Origin of the sequence: Arcticibacter tournemirensis (assembly GCF_006716645.1) — a bacterium.
In the GTDB taxonomy this organism is placed as follows: Bacteria; Bacteroidota; Bacteroidia; order Sphingobacteriales; family Sphingobacteriaceae; genus Arcticibacter; species Arcticibacter tournemirensis.
Window position 1 is genome coordinate 3,777,029 of record NZ_VFPL01000001.1, and the last position, 20,105, is coordinate 3,797,133.

General features: G+C 44.9%; 20 protein-coding genes and 1 tRNA gene. 8 read left to right on the forward strand and 13 right to left on the reverse strand.

What is annotated here, in order from left to right:
* Nucleotides 1-3 precede the first annotated feature (3 nt).
* The 6 genes from BDE36_RS15905 to ubiE form a co-directional block, all read right to left on the reverse strand.
* A complete protein-coding gene (locus BDE36_RS15905; protein WP_128771456.1) occupies nucleotides 4-666 on the reverse strand; it encodes a CBS domain-containing protein in 663 nt (220 codons plus the stop codon).
* 1 nt (nucleotide 667) lies between these two features.
* Complete coding sequence (locus BDE36_RS15910) at nucleotides 668-1,432, reverse strand: alpha/beta fold hydrolase (protein WP_128771455.1); 765 nt, start codon at nucleotides 1,430-1,432, stop codon at nucleotides 668-670.
* 113 nt (nucleotides 1,433-1,545) lie between these two features.
* Nucleotides 1,546-1,992, reverse strand: coding sequence for a GatB/YqeY domain-containing protein (locus BDE36_RS15915; RefSeq protein WP_141815656.1), 447 nt, complete (start codon nucleotides 1,990-1,992; stop codon nucleotides 1,546-1,548).
* A 215-nt stretch (nucleotides 1,993-2,207) separates the two neighbouring features.
* Nucleotides 2,208-2,969, reverse strand: a complete 762-nt coding sequence (locus BDE36_RS15920) for an SDR family oxidoreductase (RefSeq protein WP_141815657.1) — start codon at nucleotides 2,967-2,969, stop codon at nucleotides 2,208-2,210.
* Between the two features lie 210 nt (nucleotides 2,970-3,179).
* Entirely contained in the window at nucleotides 3,180-3,932 is a 753-nt protein-coding gene (porT, locus tag BDE36_RS15925; RefSeq protein ID WP_141815658.1) for a type IX secretion/gliding motility protein PorT/SprT, read from the reverse strand.
* Entirely contained in the window at nucleotides 3,929-4,660 is a 732-nt protein-coding gene (gene ubiE, locus BDE36_RS15930; protein WP_141815659.1) for a bifunctional demethylmenaquinone methyltransferase/2-methoxy-6-polyprenyl-1,4-benzoquinol methylase UbiE, read from the reverse strand. The genes porT and ubiE overlap by 4 nt, the downstream gene beginning before the upstream one ends.
* 66 nt (nucleotides 4,661-4,726) lie before the next feature.
* On the opposite strand from ubiE, the gene BDE36_RS15935 reads away from it, so the two are divergent.
* The 4 genes from BDE36_RS15935 to araA all read left to right on the forward strand — a co-directional run bounded on the left by BDE36_RS15935 (nucleotide 4,727) and on the right by araA (nucleotide 9,829).
* Nucleotides 4,727-5,434, forward strand: coding sequence for an NUDIX hydrolase (locus tag BDE36_RS15935; protein WP_128771450.1), 708 nt, complete (start codon nucleotides 4,727-4,729; stop codon nucleotides 5,432-5,434).
* A 71-nt stretch (nucleotides 5,435-5,505) separates the two neighbouring features.
* Nucleotides 5,506-7,185, forward strand: coding sequence for a ribulokinase (locus BDE36_RS15940; protein WP_141815660.1), 1,680 nt, complete (start codon nucleotides 5,506-5,508; stop codon nucleotides 7,183-7,185).
* Between the two features lie 90 nt (nucleotides 7,186-7,275).
* Nucleotides 7,276-7,971 (forward strand): L-ribulose-5-phosphate 4-epimerase, encoded by a 696-nt coding sequence (locus BDE36_RS15945; protein WP_128771448.1) that lies wholly within the window; start codon nucleotides 7,276-7,278, stop codon nucleotides 7,969-7,971.
* A gap of 367 nt (nucleotides 7,972-8,338) precedes the next feature.
* Nucleotides 8,339-9,829: an L-arabinose isomerase gene (gene araA / locus BDE36_RS15955; RefSeq protein WP_141815662.1), complete on the forward strand. Its 1,491-nt coding sequence runs from the start codon at nucleotides 8,339-8,341 to the stop codon at nucleotides 9,827-9,829.
* 49 nt (nucleotides 9,830-9,878) lie between these two features.
* Here the strand turns inward: araA and BDE36_RS15960 are convergent, their stop codons facing one another.
* The 4 genes from BDE36_RS15960 to surE all read right to left on the reverse strand — a co-directional run bounded on the left by BDE36_RS15960 (nucleotide 9,879) and on the right by surE (nucleotide 12,772).
* A complete protein-coding gene (locus BDE36_RS15960; RefSeq protein ID WP_141815663.1) occupies nucleotides 9,879-10,535 on the reverse strand; it encodes an HAD family hydrolase in 657 nt (218 codons plus the stop codon).
* An 83-nt stretch (nucleotides 10,536-10,618) separates the two neighbouring features.
* A complete protein-coding gene (lpxB, locus tag BDE36_RS15965; RefSeq protein ID WP_141815664.1) occupies nucleotides 10,619-11,734 on the reverse strand; it encodes a lipid-A-disaccharide synthase in 1,116 nt (371 codons plus the stop codon).
* Between the two features lie 8 nt (nucleotides 11,735-11,742).
* Nucleotides 11,743-12,003, reverse strand: coding sequence for a stationary phase survival protein SurE (locus tag BDE36_RS15970; protein ID WP_141815665.1), 261 nt, complete (start codon nucleotides 12,001-12,003; stop codon nucleotides 11,743-11,745).
* The gene (surE, locus tag BDE36_RS15975) at nucleotides 11,987-12,772 is read right to left on the reverse strand and encodes a 5'/3'-nucleotidase SurE (protein WP_141815666.1); all 786 of its coding nucleotides are present in this window, start codon (nucleotides 12,770-12,772) and stop codon (nucleotides 11,987-11,989) included. The genes BDE36_RS15970 and surE overlap by 17 nt, the downstream gene beginning before the upstream one ends.
* Nucleotides 12,773-13,079: 307 nt before the next feature.
* Between surE and BDE36_RS15980 the strand changes: the two genes are divergently transcribed.
* The 4 genes from BDE36_RS15980 (at nucleotide 13,080) to istB (ending at nucleotide 16,483) form a co-directional block, all read left to right on the forward strand.
* A complete protein-coding gene (locus BDE36_RS15980) occupies nucleotides 13,080-13,643 on the forward strand; it encodes a 2'-5' RNA ligase family protein (protein WP_161987646.1) in 564 nt (187 codons plus the stop codon).
* A gap of 169 nt (nucleotides 13,644-13,812) precedes the next feature.
* Nucleotides 13,813-13,888: transfer RNA gene (locus BDE36_RS15985), tRNA-Lys, on the forward strand.
* A gap of 300 nt (nucleotides 13,889-14,188) precedes the next feature.
* Nucleotides 14,189-15,712 (forward strand): IS21 family transposase, encoded by a 1,524-nt coding sequence (gene istA / locus BDE36_RS15990; protein ID WP_235904557.1) that lies wholly within the window; start codon nucleotides 14,189-14,191, stop codon nucleotides 15,710-15,712.
* 24 nt (nucleotides 15,713-15,736) lie between these two features.
* The gene (istB, locus tag BDE36_RS15995) at nucleotides 15,737-16,483 is read left to right on the forward strand and encodes an IS21-like element helper ATPase IstB (RefSeq protein WP_141814234.1); all 747 of its coding nucleotides are present in this window, start codon (nucleotides 15,737-15,739) and stop codon (nucleotides 16,481-16,483) included.
* Nucleotides 16,484-16,677: 194 nt separating this feature from the next.
* On the opposite strand, the gene BDE36_RS16000 is transcribed toward istB, so the two are convergent.
* From BDE36_RS16000 to BDE36_RS16010, 3 genes are all read right to left on the reverse strand, one after another.
* Entirely contained in the window at nucleotides 16,678-17,253 is a 576-nt protein-coding gene (locus BDE36_RS16000) for a GNAT family N-acetyltransferase (RefSeq protein WP_141815668.1), read from the reverse strand.
* 103 nt (nucleotides 17,254-17,356) lie between these two features.
* A complete protein-coding gene (locus BDE36_RS16005; RefSeq protein WP_141815669.1) occupies nucleotides 17,357-19,630 on the reverse strand; it encodes a multicopper oxidase family protein in 2,274 nt (757 codons plus the stop codon).
* 12 nt (nucleotides 19,631-19,642) lie between these two features.
* Nucleotides 19,643-20,098: a heme-binding domain-containing protein gene (locus BDE36_RS16010; RefSeq protein WP_134092076.1), complete on the reverse strand. Its 456-nt coding sequence runs from the start codon at nucleotides 20,096-20,098 to the stop codon at nucleotides 19,643-19,645.
* Between the last annotated feature and the right edge of the window lie 7 nt (nucleotides 20,099-20,105).

The following is a 20,105-nucleotide window of genomic DNA, read 5'->3' on the forward strand; positions in this document are numbered from 1 at the left end:
CGATCAAAAACTCAGGTAGTTCATCAGTTGTTCGTACCTGTCGGAGCTGCCCGCTTCATCTTTAATATCATTAAATGTTGCAATAACGGTATAGTCGTACCTAAGGAAAGATGCAACGATAGCAGTAATATCACTGCGATTCAATTTCAGAGTAATTTCAGTACGGGTTGAATCGACAAAGGATGTAATATAAGAACTGAGGATCCGGCAATTATTCGATTCAACAATCTGGGCGATATGCGATAAAGAACTATTGCGGTTGTTCATTTCTAGAACGATAATCCCTCCCGGCTCCTTCATTGCAGTTATAGACGCAATATATTCCATCATCGTATTTATGGATATTACACCCAGGTAATGTTTATTCTCATCCAGTACAGGTACAACACTGAGGCGGCTTTCATGAAACATTCGGATCACCTCATAAACATGCTGTTCATGATCCATGAAAACTTTCTTTAGCATCAATCCTGAGTCGGCGAGTACCGTATTAAAATCAGGGGTTTCGAAAAGGTCGTCATCAGACAGCACTCCGAGAAGCTGGACTTCATCTACTACGGGCAAATGGCTCAACCGGAACTCTGCCATACGGTCCAACGCCTTCTGAATACTATCGGAAGGCGTTAAAGGGGGTATTGCATCAGATATAAGTTCCTTCGCTAACATATTACTTCAGGAGTACTCTGTCTAAAAATTTTTGTAAGTATTCAATAAACTCTGCAGGCCGCTCCATCATCGGAGCATGTCCGCATTTATCTACCCAGTTTAGCTCCGAATTAGGTAACAGATGATAAAACTCTTCTGCAACTTCAGGAGGTGTTACCTTATCATCTTTCCCCCAAATGAGGCAAACCGGTATAGTGATCTTATGCAAATCCTTTGCCATATTATGTCTGATGGCCGATTTAGCCATAGATAAAATTCTGATCACCTTATTACGGTCGTTAACAGCGGCAAAAACTTCGTCTACAAGTTCTTTTGTAGCCATTGCCGGATCGTAAAAAGTAAAGGCCACCTTTTCCTGGATGAAGTCGTAGCTTTCCCTGCGGGGGAAAGATCCGCCGAAGGAATTCTCGTATAAGCCCGAGCTGCCCGTCAATACAAGGGCTTTCACATATTCGGGATTGCTGAGTGTAAATATTAAAGCGACATGGCCTCCCAGGGAATTGCCTAGCAGATTGATGTTTTTCAACTGCTTATGCCGCACAAACCTCAGCAAAAACTTGGCAAGTGTTGTTACACCTGTAGTAAGCAGGGGAAGCTCATAAATAGGCAATAACGGAATTACAACCCTGTACTGAGATTTAAAGGCTTCAGTAACGTCTTCCCAATTGCTTAACGCGCCGAACAGGCCGTGAAGCAGTAATAAGGTATCACCTTCTCCTTCCTCAATATACTTAAATCCGTTTTCTTCTTTTACGATATAACTCATAGTTCTAAACGAGTGTGTTTAGCTAAATTAAATTGAGGCGCAATTTATATGCACAATCAGGAATAAAAGTACGCTTTTATAAACTAATCGCAACAAAGCTGAAAAATAAACAATCAGGAAAGAAGTTGTTTTACCACTTCAGAAATAGTCTTACCATCTGCCTTACCCGCAAGTTCCTTATTAGCAGCGCCCATCACCTTGCCCATATCTTTCACCGAGCTGGCGCCGGTACTTTTTATTACCTCCTTTATTAACTCAGTAATTTCCTCTCTGCTTAACTGCTGGGGAAGGAATTCTTCTATAACCTTCAATTCCTCCATCTCGATGGTGTAAAGGTCGTCCCTGTTTTGTGCTTTATAAATATCGGCAGACTCTTTACGCTGTTTGGCCAGCTTTTGCAGCACCTTCACTTCCGTTTCTTCGGTGAGGCCCTCAGAATTTCCTTTTTCCGACTTAGCCAGCAAAATGGCTGCCTTAATCGCACGAAGTCCCCGTAACCGGGCTTCACTCTTTGCAAGCATCGCTGCTTTAATTTCCTGATCTACTTTTTGTTGTAACATATTTTTAAGCTTTCTGCTCTCAGCCTTCAGCTATCAGCTTTTTAGTGATAGTTTCAGGCATCAGCATTGTCAATTAAAATTCTATTTGTTTGCTGCTTTATTCGCTATCGGCTATCAGCAATCAGCTCTTGTCCATTGTCAACTGTCAATTGACCCTTGCCCATTATCCATTGTCAACTGTCAACTTTCCATTGTCAATTGTCAACTGTCAATTGTCAATTCTCTTTATGCCAGTAATACGCTCCGGCCTGCGCCACAGGCATAACCACCAGCTCGTTAATGTTCACATGCGGAGGCGTTGACACCACATACCATATTGTATTGGCTATATCCTCTGCAACCAGCGGGTCAAAGCCCTCATACACCTTTTTTGCCCTGCCGGTATCTCCTTTAAACCTCACTTCAGAGAATTCTGTTTCAACAGCCCCCGGATGGACGGCGGTCACTTTAATTCCGTAAGGCAGAAGGTCGATGCGCATCCCCTTGTTCAGAGAGTCGACAGCGTGTTTTGTGGCGCAATAAACATTGCCGTTGGCATAGGTCTCTTTACCAGCAATAGAACCCAGGTTTACAATATGACCGTGTTTCCGCTTTACCATCCATGGCGAAACCACCCGGGTAACATAAAGAAGGCCTTTGACATTCGTGTCAATCATCGTATCCCAGTCGTCCGTATTACCTTCATGGATTGGATCGAGCCCCTGACTAAGACCCGCGTTATTAATTAATACATCTACGGCTTTCCATTCTTCGGGTAAGGACGAAAGCTGCGCTTCAACTTCAGTTTTGCTGCGTACGTCGAGCGTGAGGATCTGTATTTGAACGTGGTGAGTACTGCGCAGTTCGGAGGATAAACATTCCAGCCTTTCCGTCCGCCTGCCTGTGAGAATGAGATTGTAGTTTTGTGCGGCAAATAACCTCGCACAGGCTTCGCCGATTCCAGCAGTAGCTCCCGTTATAAGAGCAATTTTAGGCATATCTAATATTTTGATGGCGAAATTAGTAATAACTTCCGTTATTATCCCAATGTTATTTAGCAGTTGGCTATTGGCAATTGACTTTTGGCTTTCACCAATCGACTCAACTCATAACTTATAACCGTCCCGCAGCTTTAGTCTCAAGCAACCACTTGTCTTGATACCTGCGTCTTGATACTTGATACTCATCACAAAACACAACCCGCAACCTTACTCAAAATACAGGCTAAACTGGATATTCCTTAAATAAAGTTTATCAACGGGACTGGCAAACGGAGTGACGTCATGTTTCAGCACATCATTAAACGACTGGGAGAATTTGATCTCGGGCGACAGCTTGAAATATTCAAAGTAGAGATCGAAACCGATACCGGCCTCATACGAAAGGTAGTTCTTCTTATTTTTCAGAAGCTTCTCCGAAAAGATATTGTTCTCATCATCCAGCTTCTTTTTAGAAATAATATCCATGGAGTACTTTGCGCCAGCCAGGAGATAAGCCCTGAAGTTTTTCCGCCTGTCGGATTTAATCTTAATACCAAGCGGAAGATCAATCACCGACGACTGAACCTTCTTCTCTAAAACCTGGCCCGTATAGCGGTACTCATAATAAGCAAGGCGGTCGGCAAATACAAGGGTCGGCGTAAAGCGCAGATCGGCATTGTTCCCCAGGCGAAGGTTGCTCACAAACCCAAGTCCAAAGCCGGGGCTTCCGGAAGAGCTTACACTATATAAGGTATCATAAAGGATCGTTTCAGAAGGATCATGCTGAAGCTGGGGGTATAAAGTGCTAAAAGGCGTTCTCCATTGCGGGGTCTTCAGCACCTTGAATTCAGAATTCACATATTGAAAGGTAAAACCAAAGTGCAGCACCTCGTCATCAACTCCCCCGCCCCAGTTGTCCTGTGCCGACGCCCCAAGAGCAGTAAAGAGAAATATAACGAAAACACCTATACACTTTCTCATTTAACACCTGTATAGATCGAACTAATGCCAAACGTCAGCGGCCGGCTTTTAGTTTCCCGGTACCCTACTTTCTCCATCAGATCAGTAAGCGCTTTTCCCTCCGGGAAAGCAGCGACAGATTCAGGCAGATATTTATAAGCGCTATTGTCTTTAGAAAAAAGCTTTCCAATAGCCGGGGTGATCGAGTTAAAGTAAAAGTTATACAGCTGCTTTACCGGAAAAACCTTAGGCTTCGAAAACTCCAGGATCACTATTTTACCCCCGGGCTTTAAAACCCTCAGCATATCTCCAAGGCCCTTTTCCAGATCTTCGTAATTTCTAACACCATATGCTACAGTAACCGCATCGAATGTGTTATCTTCAAACAGGAGCTTCTCAGAATCACCCATCCTCACTTCAAACACATCACCAAGTCCCCGTTTCTTTATCTTCTCCGCGGCAACACCTAACATACCTTCCGAAATATCCACACCGATCACTTTCTTTGGCTTCAGCATACGGATAGCCTCGAAAGCGAAGTCGCCTGTTCCGGTGGCCACATCAAGCAGGTATTCCGGTTTGTTACTTTTCAGCTCCCCTATTGCTATTTTTCTCCAGATAATATCGATCCCAAGAGACATAAAGTGATTCAGAAAATCATATGTTCCCGAAACCTTATTAAACATATCAGCTACCTGCTCTTTTTTCGAAGCATTTTTATCTTTGTAGGGAGTTACTTGTTGCGACATAGATGGCAAAGATAAGAATATATTTGCGTGGTTAATTTTCATCATTTATAATTGTAGCACGATTCGATGAACAAGTACCCTAATCAAACCCGCTTTCTTATTGCAATCGACTGCATCATTTTCGGCTTCGATGGCGAGAACCTGAAACTTTTACTTATCCACAGGGCTCTCGTGCCTGAGAAAAACAAGTGGAGCCTGATGGGAGGTTTTGTTCAGCCCGACGAAAGTACCGATGCTGCAGCCGGAAGAATCCTGAAACAACTTACCGGACTGGAAGGTGTTTACATGGACCAGCTCAGGGCCTTCGGAAACCCCAGCCGCGATCCCATAGAACGCGTGGTGAGCATTGTTTACTCTGCCTTAATTGATATCCGGAAGTATAAGGAACAGCTGAGTGATGAGTACCAGCCCGAATGGTTTCTCCTTAAAGATATGCCACAGCTCATTTTCGATCATGAGGAAATGGTACGCGCAGCGCTGAAGGACCTTCGCTATAAAGCTGCGTTACATCCTGTCCTTTTTGAGTTGCTGCCCGAAAAATTCACTCTCCCCCAGTTACAGGCTCTGTATACCGGTGTTTACGACGCCGAATTCGACAAGCGAAACTTCAGCAGGAAAGTACTCTCCACTGGTCTGCTTATCAAGCAGAAAGAAAAAGACAAAGAGAACTCTAAAAAAGGAGCCTTTTACTATGTGATCGACAAATCAAAGTATAAGGATAAGTTTCACTCATTTTTAAACTTCGTCCCCAATCCCGATAATTTTCTTTTTTAAAAAATATGCTTTTTAAAAAGGAATTTCTATTTTTGATACAGATAAGTGTTATTTAGACACGAATACCAGTTATGAACTCAGAACACTTTGTAATAGGAGTAGATTACGGAACGGATTCCGTACGCTCAGTAATCGTTAATACGAAGAACGGACAGGAAGTTGCCGCATCCGTTTTTTACTATCCCCGCTGGAAGGAAGGCAAGTATTGTAACCCCGAAAGAAATCAGTTCAGGCAGCACCCTCTCGACTATATTGAAGGTGTGGAGCAGACGATCAAAAAGTGTCTGCAGCAGGCAGGTGAAGCTGTTGCCGCGAATATAAAGGCGATTTCGGTGGACACTACAGGATCTACCCCGGTAGCTGTAGACAAAACCGGAACTCCCCTGGCTTTACTACCGGAGTTTGCAGAAAATCCCAACGCCATGTTTGTGCTTTGGAAAGACCACACATCCGTTAAGGAGGCCGCAGAGATCAATGAACACGCTAAGAATTTCGCAACAAACTACCTTCAGTTTGTTGGAGGGATTTATTCATCTGAATGGTTCTGGGCAAAACTGCTGCATGTATTCCGCGCCGATGCGCAGGTAAGAAATGCCTGCTACAGCTGGGTTGAACACTGCGACTGGATTCCCTTCCTGCTAACAGGAGGAAAAGATGCAACACAAATTAAACGGGGGGTTTGCTCAGCCGGACATAAGTCATTATGGTCTGAAGAATTCGAAGGCTTCCCTCCTGATGAGTTTTTCGCTACCCTCGACCCTCTTCTGAAAGGTTTTACTTCAAAGTTGCCTGGCGAAACGTATACTTCTTCAGAGGCTGCCGGTACTTTAAGCGCCGAATGGGCAGAACGGCTGGGATTATCTGAAGACGTTGTGATAGGCATTGGAGCTTTCGATGCCCATATGGGCGCGGTAGGCGGACAAATAGAGCCCTACTACCTTAGTAAGGTGATGGGAACATCCACATGCGACATGCTGGTTGCTCCTGCAGATGAAGTGAAGGGAACGCTGGTAAGAGGAATATGCGGACAGGTGAACGGATCGATTATTCCTGGGATGATCGGAATGGAAGCCGGACAATCGGCTTTCGGCGATGCATACGCATGGTTTAAGAATGTACTGATGTGGCCGGTAAAACAACTCATTTCACAATCGGACATTATTGATGCTGACACCGCAGCAAAATTGATCGTAGATATCGAAGGACGTATCATCCCTGAACTAAGCCGCCTGGCGGATCAGCTTCCCCTGGAAGAAAACGGAGAACTTGCCATTGAATGGCTGAACGGACGTCGTACGCCGGATGCCAGCCAGCTTCTGAAAGGCGCCTTCCTAGGACTTGATCTGGGAAGCGATGCCGTAAAGATGTTCCGCTCGCTGGTTGAAGCAACCTGCTTTGGTGCAAGGAAGATAGTTGACCGCTTTATTGAGCAGGGTGTGCCGGTTAAAGGACTCATTGGCATGGGCGGAGTGGCCAAAAAATCGCCTTTCATCATGCAGATGATGGCCGATGTGATGAACATGCCTATCAGGATTCACAAGTCTGAACAAACCTGCGCTATCGGCGCTGCGATGTTCGCTGCTACCGCCGCAGGCATCTACCCTAAGGTGGAAGACGCGATGGCTGCCATGGGCCAGGGCTTCGACGCAGAGTATCTTCCTGATTCCGAACGCGTAGCAATCTATGCAAAACGGTACGAACGCTACTCCGAGGCAGGAGCCGTCATTGAAAAATTGACAATGGAGCATTGACAAGGGACAATTGACAATGGACAGGGGACAATTGACAATTGACAGTTGACAGGGAACAATTGACAAGGGACAAGGGCCAAGAGCTAAAAAATGAATTACGAAGATATCAGACAAACGGCTTACGATACCAACATGCAGCTTCCCAAACTGGGATTGGTGCTGTTTACTTTTGGTAATGTAAGCGCAGCAGACCGCCAGGCCGGTGTGTTTGCTATTAAACCGAGCGGAGTACCTTACGAAGAACTTTCTCCGGAGAAAATGGTGATCGTAGATTTCGACGGCAAGATCGTGGAGGGCTCACTTCGGCCCTCATCGGATACCAACACCCACGCCGTGTTATATAAATACTGGGAGAAGATTGGTGGTATTGTTCATACTCATTCCACCTACGCTACAGCCTGGGCACAAAGTCACAGGGATATTCCGATCTTCGGCACAACACATGCCGACCATCTCACTGTCGATGTGCCATGTGCGCCCCCAATGAATGATGCGATGATCGAAGGGGACTACGAGTACCAAACGGGCTTCCAGATAATGGACTGCTTTAAGGAAAAGGGGCTGAGCTACGAAGAGGTAGAAATGGTGCTGGTAGGAAACCATGCTCCTTTCACCTGGGGTAAAACAGCAGAAAAGGCAGTGTATAACAGCGCTGTTCTCGAAGCCGTTGCCCAGATGGCCCTGCTAACCGAACAAATTAATCCACAGGCACCGAGGCTCAAAGACTCTCTTATAAAGAAGCACTTCGAGCGTAAACACGGCCCTAATTCGTATTACGGGCAGTAATCGGGTTGTGGGTTGTGGGTTGCAGGTTGTGGGTTGCAGGTTCAGAGTTGAAAGTTGAAGGTGAATAGTTGAAAGTGAAGAGTTGAAAGTGAAGAGTTGAAGGAAATAAGTTCCAGGTTTCAAGATTAAAGCTTAGCATTCATAATATCTAATTAATGCAACATACAAACTCACAACATAAAACTCATATCACACAACTCACAACTCACAACATACAACCCGCAACATACAACCCGCAACATGCAACCCACAACATGCAACACACAACTCACAACATGCAACCCACAACATACAACTCACAACATACAACCCGCAACTCACAACCCACAACTTATAACATAAAACTTACAACTTATAACTAAATAAAATGATAGATCTTAAAAAATTCGAAGTCTGGTTTGTAACAGGAAGCCAGCATTTATACGGAGAAGAAACCCTTCAGCAGGTAGCTCAGCATTCGCAGGAAATTGCAAACTCCTTAAACGGAGCTTCGCAGATTCCGGTGAGAGTGGTTTTTAAACCCACTGTTAAAACAACGGAAGAAATTTATGCCATTTGTCAGCAGGCAAACGTTGCAGAAAACTGTATTGGGGTGATCACCTGGATGCATACCTTCTCCCCTGCCAAGATGTGGATCAGCGGATTAAAGGTTTTGCAGAAGCCTGTATTGCACCTGCATACGCAGTTTAACAGAGATATTCCGTGGGGCACCATCGACATGGACTTCATGAACCTGAACCAGAGCGCTCACGGCGACCGCGAATTCGGGTTTATCATGTCGAGGATGCGCATTGAGCGCAAGGTAGTGGTTGGTCACTGGCAGGACACCGACGTTCTTGAGCAGATCAACGCCTGGAGCCGCGCTGCTGCTGGCTGGTACGACTGGCAAGGTGCTAAATTTGTACGCTTCGGCGACAACATGCGCTTCGTGGCCGTAACCGATGGCGACAAAGTAGAAGCGGAACTAAAGTTCGGCTTCTCGGTAAATACCCACGGCATTGGCGACCTCGTTGCCGTTATTAACCAGATCAGCGACAATGAAGTTGACAAGCTCACTGCCGAGTACGAAGAAAGATATGCGGTTGTAGAAGCACTCCGTAAGGGAGGCTCACAATACTCGTCGTTGCGCGAAGCAGCGAAGATAGAAATAGGTATCAGAACTTTCTTAAAAGATGGTGGATTTAAGGGATTTTCTGATACATTTGAAGACTTGCATGGAATGGTACAATTGCCAGGGATTGCAGCCCAGAGACTAATGAACGAAGGCTACGGCTTTGCGGGCGAAGGCGACTGGAAAACTGCAGCCCTGGTACGTGCCATGAAAGTGATGGGAAGCGGATTAAAAGGCGGTAATGCCTTTATGGAAGATTACACTTACCACTTCGATCCTTCTAACCCCATGGTCCTCGGATCACACATGCTTGAAATCTGCGAATCTATAGCCGACGGCAAACCTTCATGCGAAATCCATCCTCTCGGAATAGGCGGAAAAGCCGATCCCGTACGCCTGGTATTCAATGTAGCCGCAGGACCTGCGATAAATGCTTCTGTTATTGATATGGGTAACCGCTTCCGTTTATTGGTGAACGAAGTAGAAGCCATCGCGCCTCAGCACGAACTTCCAAATCTTCCTGTTGCACGCGTGCTCTGGAAGCCATATCCCGACATGAAAACCGGCTGTGCAGCCTGGATCCTTGCCGGAGGAGCACATCACACCTGCTACAGTCAGAACCTTACGTCAGAACATATGCAGGACTTCGCCGAAATGGCCGGAATTGAGTTTGTGAAGATTGGTAAAGATACCACCCTCTACCAGCTTAAAAATGAGCTGAGATGGAGCGAAGCAGCGTTTAAATAATAGCTGAAAGCTAAAAGCTAAAAAGGTCCGGAGAAATATCCGGACCTTTTTAGTTTCTTAGCAGATCTTCGAGATACGGATCATTGTAATCATCAATAAACCGCAGGATATTAGAAAGACCCTCAAATTCATGCTCCTCGTGGGCGGTCTTGATCACCACTACCTTCATACCTCCGTTAAGAGCAGACTCCACCCCTTTTGGATTATCTTCAAAGACAATACAGTCTTCAGGTTGTACTCCCAGTTTCTCCGCAGCCATAACAAAAGTTTCCGGATCCGGCTTGCTGCGTTTAACATCATCAGCACTCACAACGGCCGAAATATATTTACGGATGTCGAGGCCATCCAGCACAAAATCAATATTAAAAGGAATTGCAGCCGAGGCTACCGCCATTTTTATCCCCTGTTTATGCGCTTTTTCGAGAAAACGATCCAGGCCCTCAATCAACTTAAGATGAGGCCTGAAAGCCTCCTGGTATTGCTTCTCTTTACCGATAGAAAGCGCTTCCATCTCTTCGGCAGTAAAATGATTCTCGCCGAACACACGCTCAAGCACCTCCTGGTTCTTGCCGTACATTTCCTTCTTCACCTCTTCCATGCTAAGATCAGCGCCGTGTTCATCCACAAGGATCCGGTACCACGCCTCGGTATGATATCGCATGTCATCTATCATTGTACCGTTCAAATCAAAAAGTATTGCTTTCATTTTGTAGCTATCAGTTATCAGCAGTCAGCCATCAGCCGACTAATACATTAAATTGTCAATTCTCCATTGTTCATTGTCCCTTGTCAACTGTCCATTGTCAATTGTCTAACGATCATTTCCGCGGTACGTGACGAAGCTCCCGGCTCGCCCATTTTCACAGAAAGAGTACGGTAGTTTTCAAGCATCTCATTTCTGTAATTGCTATCTTTAAGGATCAGGTTCAGTTCATCCGAAATTTTATCCGGATTACAATCCTGCTGGATCAGTTCCTTAACTACTCCCCTGTCCATTATAAGGTTCACCAGAGAGATAAACCGGATTTTGATCACCATGCGGGCGATAGCGATAGAGATCGCGCTGCCCTTATACACCACCACCTCGGGGACATGAAACAAGGCCGTTTCAAGCGTGGCCGTTCCCGAAGCAACCACTGCAGCTTCCGCAATGTTCAGAAGATTGTACGTATTGTTAAACACAAGAGGATACTTCTTTCCCGGCATAAAAGTATCGTAGAAGCTGGCATCAAAATTTGGCGCCCCGGCAATCACAAACTGGTATTCCGGGAAGCGTGCCGCAGTCTGAATCATATCGGGGAGGATCTTGGTGATCTCCTGCTTCCGGCTTCCCGGCAGCAGCGCTACCACAGGCCGCTCATCCAGCTGCTGCTTCTGCCTGAACTGATCATCCGGATGGAAATCAGCAATAGCATCCAGCAGCGGGTTTCCCACATAGTTCACCTCCATGCCCCACGAACGGTAAAAGTCGACCTCAAACGGAAGGATACAATACAGGTGATCAACCACCTTCTTGATCTTCAGCACCCTTTTCTGATTCCAGGCCCACACCTTCGGCGAGATATAGTAGAAAACTTTGATGCCATGCTGTTTCGCAAACTCAGCAATCCGGAGATTGAACCCGGGGAAGTCTATAAGTACCAAAGCATCCGGCTTAAACCGCAGCATATCCTCCTTAGCCTGACGCATGTTCTTCATGATCGTCCTCAGATTCAAAACCACTTCCACAAAGCCCATAAAAGCCATGTCGCTGTAGTGTTTTACCAGTTCTCCGCCCTGGGCAATCATCAAATCACCGCCGAGGAACCTAAACTGCGCATCACCATCAGCCTTCTTAATCGCTTTCATGAGATTCGCTCCATGGAGATCCCCTGAAGCTTCGCCAGCAATGAGGTAGTACTTCATTCTAAAAATTATTGATGCATCTTGTAATAGAAAAATATAAAGGCACAAATAAAGGTAGAAGCAACCACCCCTTTAGCGGTATTCTCTTTATACTGCCTGAACAAGATCCTCACCAGTATGAGGTTAATCGCAGCGCAGCCAATATAGAGAAGATCGTCTTTCTCCAGAATGCGCACATTCTTTTTCAAAACCTCCACAAAGAAAGCGGCTATACCCGGAAGCACCAGTCCGAGTAAAACCCCGAGCCAAACATTATCCCTCTTGAACATCGAATTGCCAGTTATTTAAAACAGGAATCGCATGATGAGCCGTCAGATCAAACTGAATCGGAACAAGCGAAACATACTCATTTTTCAGGGCCCATACGTCGGTGTCCTCGCCTTTGTCGTTCAGCTGGAACACGCCGGTAAGCCAGTAATAGTTACGATTATGAGGATCGGTACGTTCGTCAAACTCCTCCGCCCATTTAGCGTTCGCCTGGCGGCAGATCTTAATCCCCTTCATCTTCTCAGCCTTCGGAAAATTAACGTTCAGCAAAGTACCCACAGGCAAGCCATGCTCAAGCACCTGCCTGGCTATCGCTTTCACGAAAGGAACACACTTGCTAAAATCGGCATCGTACGAAAAATCGTCGTATGAAAAGCCAATGGAAGGGATGCTTTCAATAGCCCCCTCAACAGCTGCCGACATGGTTCCGGAATAGATCACATTAATCGAATGGTTGAGACCATGATTAATACCCGAAACACAAATAGCAGGCTTCTGATCGTGAAAAACTTTATTCACAGCTAACTTTACACAATCAACCGGAGTGCCCGAACACTTATACATTTCAACGTCGGGATATATATGCACCCGGTCGAGACGAAGCGGCCTTGCGATGGTAATAGCGTGCCCGGTTGCCGATTGCGGACTATCTGGCGCAACCACCACTACCCTTCCAAGGTCTTTCATTGCATCTATCAGCACTTTAATCCCTGGAGCATCAATACCATCGTCATTAACAACGAGGATCGTAGGTTTTTCTTTTTTAGTCATTGCTGCGAAATTACGAAAAGCATGCCAAACGAGCGGTAATTTTTAGTAACCCGGGCGAGGCATGGGTTTTAACCGCGACCGGAAATCCTACAGAAAGATAATTATCCGGATTCGGAGCATCTTGCCGCTCGCTCCCGTGCTTCTTCTGTTTTTTATCGAAGAAGCACAGAAGGAAGACAAGGCATGGTCGTTAAGTGAGTGCTTCCCATTCTGAAGCTTTTCAAAAGCGGGTGCGAAGCGGATGGCAGTCGCGCTGATCAAAGTAAGTATTTTGCTAATATTGTTAGTATTTTGTTTATATTTGAATATGAGTTTATATCTTACCGCTATATTGCCCCCTGCCCCGCTTGCAGAAGAGATCGATGAGATCCGCAAAGAAATTTCCGAAAAGTACCGCGTTTATAAAGCACTGAGGCCGCCGGTACATGTCACCCTTTTCCGGCCCGTTAATATAGACGACGACATTGAGAAATATCTCATACAATGGCTCAAGCCGGTATGCCATCTGCACAATCCCTTTGAACAGCAGCTGGAAAACTATGATTCATTCAACAACCATACGGTATACATCAGAGTGCCGAAAAGCGCCCTCCTTCAGGCTTTGCAAAAAGACATATCAGCGGTTTTCAATAAAAATAAGATCGATCCGCCCGAAATGAAAGGAAACACCAGCTTTAATCCACATGTAACCGTGGCCTACCGCGACGTATCGCCGGAAGTGTTCGCGGGCATCTGGGAAGAGTATAAAAACAAGAAGTTCAGGAGAAGTTTTACTATCGACAAATTCACGTTACTGAAGCACGACGGCCATAGGTGGAACATTTTAAAAGAATTCCCGCTTCAGAAGCCCGAAATACTACAACTGTTTTAAGGCCCGGCAGGCTTTTAAAATTTAATTCAGCTGAAATTTAAGCCCTTAACTTAAAAAACAAAAAAAACCACAGCAAGGTATTGCAGAATATACATCAGAGCCGTATCTTTGCCTCACTTTATCGGAAACGGTTAAACACTTCAAAAAGTATTAAACGTTAAAAATAAAAGATTCCGTAGCTCAGCCGGTAGAGCATAACACTTTTAATGTTGGGGTCCTGGGTTCGAATCCCAGCGGGATCACCATATGGGACAAGTCAAAATTCAAACGACTTGTCCCATTTTTTTTGGGCTTCAATTCCTTGTCTATTAAGGATATGGATAAAACACACCAAACTGACCCCTTTTGGCCAATTGAAAATGCCCCCCTCTGCCAGAGCAAAGTGATCCCCTTCGGCCAAAGTAAACTGTCCCCCTTTGGCCAAATCAAAGTGATCCCCTGAAAAGAACATAAAGTTTAGTTCCGAAGGTTTCTATGGACCGGGTTTTTGTTAGCTTTTCGCTAAACACAAATCCTTGATGCCAATGTCCAATAAACCAATTCAAATGAATAAACTTAGGCAGATTATCCGTCTTTATTGCCAGGGAACCGGCACCAAGACCATTAATGGGATGGTCGGCAGTTCCCGTACTACCGTAAAAAAGTATGTTCGCGTGTGGCATCAGCTTGGTATTACCCACGAAGAATTCAGTGCCAAGAGCGATAGTGAACTGTCGGTACTTTTCATGACTTCGGCAGCCAAGACTGTAAACAGTCCCCGGCGGCAGGAACTTGAGTTACTGCTTCCTGAGTATTGTAAAAGACTAAAAAAGAAGGGTGTAACCCGTGAGCTATTGCATGTGGAATACTTAGCGAAACATCCTGGAGGTTACGGACGATCCCGTTTTAACAATGCTATCCATACTTATCTTCAGCTTTCCAAACCTGTGATGCATATTGATCACAAAGCAGGTGATAAGATGTATATCGACTTTGCCGGGAGCAAACTTCAATTTCATCCTGCTGATGGTCCTGAACGTGATGCAGAGGTGTTTGTAGCCATATTGGGCTGCAGCCAGCTTACATACGTGGAAGCTGTGGAAAGCCAGCGCAAGGAAGATCTGATCAGGGCCTGCGAGAATGCCCTGCACTATTTCGAGGGTGTGCCCCGGGCGATCGTTCCAGATAATCTGCGTTCAGCGGTAACCAAAGGGAGCAAGTATGAGGCAGTGCTCAATGATGAGTTCGCAGCTTTTGCGGAGCATTATTCGGTAACTGTAGTTCCTGCAAGAGCTTATAAGCCGCGCGACAAGTCTTTGGTGGAAGGGGCTGTTAAACTGATCTACCGGAGTATTTACCAGCGACTGGAGGGCCGCAGGTTCAGTGACCTGGAATCGCTGAACGCTGCCATACGTCCGGCGCTGGAGATTCATAACAACAAACCTTTTTCTGGTCGCAGCTATTCGAGGCGTGAACAGTTTGAAGAGATTGAACGGGAAGCCCTTGGCACACTTAACCCAATACGGTACGAAGTGCACAAACAAGTCATGGCAACAGTGATGAAGAACGGTTATGTGCGCTTAGGCGAAGATATTCACTATTACAGCGTGCCCTACACTTATATTGGTAAGAAGGTAAAAGTACTTTATACCTCTGCTATAGTCCGGATCTATTTCCATTACACGCAGGTTGCTGCCCATAAGCGCAACCGGATCAAGTACCATTATACTACTGACAAAGAGCATCTGGCCTCACAGCACCGCTTTTTAACCGAATGGACACCCGAAAAGTTTATACAGGAAGCGGAACAGATCCATGAAGATGTAGCACGATATATCGCCCAGGTACTGGAGCACAAAGCCTATCCTGAGCAGGCTTATAAATCATGTTCCGGTATCCTGAGCTTTGCCAGACGGGTAGGCTCCGACCGCCTTGCCGGCGCCTGCCGCTGGGCCGACAACATTGGACAGTACAACTATCCGGTCATAGAGGAGATCCTCCGTAAACGCCTGGACCAGCTTACCCCTGAAGATGAACCGGCCACTATTCCTCTACACAACAACATCCGGGGTAAAGAATATTATCAGTAACCAGCTATAAAATTATAAAGAATAATGAACAACGAAACACTAGAGAAGATGCGTCAGCTTCGCCTTTACGGCATGTATGATGCTTTTAAAACAAATCTGGAGACTTCAGTGAAAGAATCCCTCACGGCCGATCAGTTTGTCTCCCTGCTGGTGGCCAGTGAATGGGACGACAGACGTAACCGCTTCATCGAAAGAACCATCAGGACAGCTAACTTCAGGTACAAAGCATCTTTGGAACAGGTAGATTACTCCTTTGACCGCGGACTGGATAAAAACCAGGTGCACCGGCTGGCAGGACTGGACTTTATCAAAGAACACAAAGACCTGTTTATCACCGGTTCTACAGGAACCGGCAAGAGTTACCTGGCTACCGCTCTTGGGTATCATGCATGCCAGAACGGGTATAAAGTCATGTATGTAAATACAGCTAAGCTGATGGGCCAGTTAAAGCTGGCTAAGGCAAAAGGAACTATGCTGGCAGAACTCAAGCGGATAGAGCGTCTGGACATGCTCATCCTGGATGACTTTGGTCTGCAGCCCTTTGATCCTCAATCCAGACTTGCATTGCTTGATATCATTGAGGACAGGCACCAAAAACGGTCCACGGTGATCACGTCGCAGATTCCGGTTAAGGATTGGTATGATATCATTGGTGAAAAGACAATCGCTGACGCGGTACTTGACCGTATCGTTCACCACTCTTTAAGAGTCGAATTGTTTGGAGAATCTCTAAGGAGAAAAAAATCCAAACCGGAAAATGTATTTTTGTAAAAATAATAGTTGTTAAACCGGACTAAAAGCATCAGTTCAAAGTGCCAATCTGTACAACAACTTTTGTTCTTTTCAAACCTCAACTCTGAGGGGACAGTTTGCAGTGGCGAACGGGGGACACTTTAATTGGTATATCCACTCACGAAAAGAAATGTGACGATGTGCATTTGTGTTCCAAATACCAACATTGCCAGTTATTTTACATCTCTTTTAAAAAAATACAAATGGTAAGTGAGGTCGTGTTCATTATAAACTTCAAATCCAAATTTTTCATACCACGGCAGATTCTTGACTGTTGATGTCTCCAGATAAATAGGACGATTAGAAGAATTACTGAAATTGATTATTTCCTGGAGCATCTTACTTCCTATACCCCGATTTTGTACCAAAGGATCAACTCCAATAAACCATAGATAAGACATGATTATTTTGGGTTGAATGTTCTTTATGAGTTTCTCCCTCTTTAAGGTTTTGTTTATATTACTTATTCCTACAGATCGAAGGATAAGTTTTAAATCTAACACTGATGAACGAAAAGTACTTTTCTTTTTTTCTGGATAAACAATTAAAGCGCAAGCTTTCTCATCATCAGAAAGAAAAACGTCCCCGAACATCATACAGATGTCAAAAGAATAGTCCATCAGTGCACGTATTCGTTTCTCTCTATGTTTATCCTGTTTAATAATGTAGTTAACACTTGCGTTGGTGTCAAATGACGATGCAAGAATTTCAATAACTAAATTCTTGTGGGTGTAATTTGCCTTTTTCATAAATATTGGTTATACAGTTTTATATTATTTTACAAGGATCTAATCTCTTCGGTAAGAAGATTACGCATCAGACCAGTAAATATCATCGTTATGTTTATCCATCTTAATAGGTCAATGATAATCCGACACCCCATCCCATATCACTATCGTAGTGAGTGCGGATGCCGATGTTTTTGTTGATGATGTAACTAAGTTCCCCCATGTATTCAAAGTCCGTATTCACCATAAAGCCACCACGTAATCTTTTGGATATAGGAATATCCTCTCTCGTCATTTGCAACCGGACGATTCCATCGTGATATACCTCTGCCTGGAAGTTAACCAGCATCGGCAGCGTATAGATAAATCCTAAGCTAAACTGTCTGCGGGTGTCTTTCTCATTTCTTTGCCCAAACAAATTCTTTTCGTGCTCATCAATACCGAGTCTGCGGTAACGCCAGTCAAAACCTATGAATGGCATAAACCATTGCATTCTGCCCAAATACCTGCCTAAATGTGTTTCCACCTCGTAGCCGTGCATATCATTGTAACCTAAACGCCATTCCGAACTCAGGTTCCACCTCGTGTTTTGCAGCATTGCCGTTCCGTCATTTCCGTTTGTGGCAAAGTCATTTTGCGCCATGAAATGTGGCATATTGCTTTCCCGCTGTAAGGTTCTATAGGCTTTAGCCTTATCGGGTAAGTTGGGATTTTGGTAATCGCCTACAGCAAACACCCTATTCATGCCCGACATCATGTGATACAAAATATGACAGTGAAAAAACCAGTCGCCCTCCGTATTTGCCGCGAACTCAAGGGTGTCTGTTTCCATCGGCATGATATCAATGATATTTTTAAGCGGTGAATGCTCACCTTTTCCGTTTAGCACCCGGAAATCAAACCCGTGCAGGTGCATGGGATGGCGCATCATGGAGTTGTTGTAAATCGTAATGCGCAGTATTTCACCTTTCTTGACAGGTATTTTATCCGTTTCAGAAAGTACCCTGTTGTCCATGCTCCAAACATAGCGGTTCATATTCCCGGTAAGGGTGAATTTTATGTTTTTTACAGGTGCATCTTTAGGTAGTGATGTGTTGTAGGGAGATTTGAGCATGGAATAATTTAAAGTAACAATATCTCCCAAAGCATTCGCATTATAACGGTTGGGGTCATTATCCATATTCATTCCGCCATGCTTACTATGGTCCGCCTTTTTTCCTGCTTCTCCTGTAATTTCGGGGTACATGACCACATTCATATCCATTTGGTTCAGGCTCATCTTCATACCCATGTCGTCCAGGTCGCCGTTCATCTTCATCATATCGTTCATCATCTTCATCCCTTCAAAGTATTTCAGTCTCGGCAGCGGTGAAATAAGCTGCTTTACCCCATTACCGATGAAATAGCTTGCCGATTGTGTCCTGTCTTCGGTTGTCGCTAAAAATTCGTACGCCAAACCATCATCAGGAATAGTGACCACTATATCGTATGTTTCTGATACGGCAATAATTAACCTGTCCACCTCAACTGGCTCCACGTCGTTACCGTCGTTTGCCACTACGGTAATTTTACCACCGGCGTAACGCAGCCAGAAATAAGAAGATGCACCGCCATTGGAGATACGAAGACGGACTTTATCCCCAGCCTTCAATTTTTTTCCATCCACCGATTTTAACTCCGGCGAATTGTTGCCATTCATAAGGATCTTATCATAATACACATCACTTACGTCCATTGCCAGCATCCGTTTCCACTCATTCTTTACTTTTACGCCCAATTTTCCTTCTTTGATAGCTTCAACGTATGATTGCGTTGCATTCTTTTTAATGGCAGCCCAATCGTTGGCGTTGTGCAACATCCGGTTAATGTTGTTAGGGTTATAATTTGTCCATTCGCTCAGGACAATGGGTAAGGTGGGCAAATCGTCGATTCCTTTTCTAAAGGTCTTATCGTCCGCACGCTTGTTCATTATAAAACTGCCGTACATTCCTATTTGTTCCTGCAATCCTGAGTGTGAATGATACCAGTGTGTACCGTGCTGGATAATTGGGAAACGGTAGGTATAGGTAGTACCGGGCTTAATCGGCTGTTGCGTAAGATAGGGTACACCATCTTCTTTATTGGGCAGGAATACGCCATGCCAGTGTAATGATGTATTTTCCTTTAACAGGTTGTGTACTACAATTTCGGCAGTGTCTCCCTCGGTAAATGTAAGCGTGGGCATGGGTATTTGCCCGTTTACCGCAATCGCTCTTTTTTGCTTTCCTGCATAGTTTACGAGGGTATCTTTTACATACAGCTCGTAATGCACTACCTTCTGTGCAAACAGGGTTTGCGTGCAAAGCAGTATCAGTACTGTTTGCAGTATTTTTATGGGTATGTCTTTATATCTATTCATTATTTGAAATTTTTATTTAATACTGTCTTCCATTGTGCCAAACCAATTAACCAAAACCTGCTTATCCTGCTGTGATAATACTGCGTTGCGATGAATCAACGTATATGACGACAACGGCATTTCCCCGTCCTTGACCTGACCCGCCATTGCCCTGAACTTATTTCGCTGCTTGCGGGCTGAATACTCGCCAAAGGTGCTAAAGTTGAGTTCCTCTTTGCCTTTTTTGATATGCCGTGCCATATACCATGCCCCGGGCTGGATACGGCTGTACCACGGATAGCGGGTATTGTTGCTATGACAGTCATAGCAGGATTGGGTAAGGATGGCCTTTACGTTTTGGGGTACGTTGTAAACCCTTTCAATATGAGAGGCGGTTACTTCATCCGACTGGTTTCGTAACGGCTGAAAAAACTGTATGCCGATTAAGATAACAGCCAACCCCAATATGATTTTCTTTTTTAAGGACATAATATTG

Excerpts from the sequence above, each read along its gene's own strand:
- BDE36_RS15905 (WP_128771456.1), bottom strand. The coding sequence starts at position 666 with ATGTTAGCGAAGGAACTTATATCTGATGCAATACCCCCTTTAACGCCT.
- BDE36_RS15910 (WP_128771455.1), bottom strand. The coding sequence starts at position 1,432 with ATGAGTTATATCGTAAAAGAAGAAAACGGATTTAAGTATATTGAGGAA.
- BDE36_RS15915 (WP_141815656.1), bottom strand. The coding sequence starts at position 1,992 with ATGTTACAACAAAAAGTAGATCAGGAAATTAAAGCAGCGATGCTTGCA.
- BDE36_RS15920 (WP_141815657.1), bottom strand. The coding sequence starts at position 2,969 with ATGCCTAAAATTGCTCTTATAACGGGAGCTACTGCTGGAATCGGCGAA.
- porT (WP_141815658.1), bottom strand. The coding sequence starts at position 3,932 with ATGAGAAAGTGTATAGGTGTTTTCGTTATATTTCTCTTTACTGCTCTT.
- ubiE (WP_141815659.1), bottom strand. The coding sequence starts at position 4,660 with ATGTCGCAACAAGTAACTCCCTACAAAGATAAAAATGCTTCGAAAAAA.
- BDE36_RS15935 (WP_128771450.1), top strand. The coding sequence starts at position 4,727 with ATGAACAAGTACCCTAATCAAACCCGCTTTCTTATTGCAATCGACTGC.
- BDE36_RS15940 (WP_141815660.1), top strand. The coding sequence starts at position 5,506 with ATGAACTCAGAACACTTTGTAATAGGAGTAGATTACGGAACGGATTCC.
- BDE36_RS15945 (WP_128771448.1), top strand. The coding sequence starts at position 7,276 with ATGAATTACGAAGATATCAGACAAACGGCTTACGATACCAACATGCAG.
- araA (WP_141815662.1), top strand. The coding sequence starts at position 8,339 with ATGATAGATCTTAAAAAATTCGAAGTCTGGTTTGTAACAGGAAGCCAG.
- BDE36_RS15960 (WP_141815663.1), bottom strand. The coding sequence starts at position 10,535 with ATGAAAGCAATACTTTTTGATTTGAACGGTACAATGATAGATGACATG.
- lpxB (WP_141815664.1), bottom strand. The coding sequence starts at position 11,734 with ATGAAGTACTACCTCATTGCTGGCGAAGCTTCAGGGGATCTCCATGGA.
- BDE36_RS15970 (WP_141815665.1), bottom strand. The coding sequence starts at position 12,003 with ATGTTCAAGAGGGATAATGTTTGGCTCGGGGTTTTACTCGGACTGGTG.
- surE (WP_141815666.1), bottom strand. The coding sequence starts at position 12,772 with ATGACTAAAAAAGAAAAACCTACGATCCTCGTTGTTAATGACGATGGT.
- BDE36_RS15980 (WP_161987646.1), top strand. The coding sequence starts at position 13,080 with ATGAGTTTATATCTTACCGCTATATTGCCCCCTGCCCCGCTTGCAGAA.
- istA (WP_235904557.1), top strand. The coding sequence starts at position 14,189 with ATGAATAAACTTAGGCAGATTATCCGTCTTTATTGCCAGGGAACCGGC.
- istB (WP_141814234.1), top strand. The coding sequence starts at position 15,737 with ATGAACAACGAAACACTAGAGAAGATGCGTCAGCTTCGCCTTTACGGC.
- BDE36_RS16000 (WP_141815668.1), bottom strand. The coding sequence starts at position 17,253 with ATGAAAAAGGCAAATTACACCCACAAGAATTTAGTTATTGAAATTCTT.
- BDE36_RS16005 (WP_141815669.1), bottom strand. The coding sequence starts at position 19,630 with ATGAATAGATATAAAGACATACCCATAAAAATACTGCAAACAGTACTG.
- BDE36_RS16010 (WP_134092076.1), bottom strand. The coding sequence starts at position 20,098 with ATGTCCTTAAAAAAGAAAATCATATTGGGGTTGGCTGTTATCTTAATC.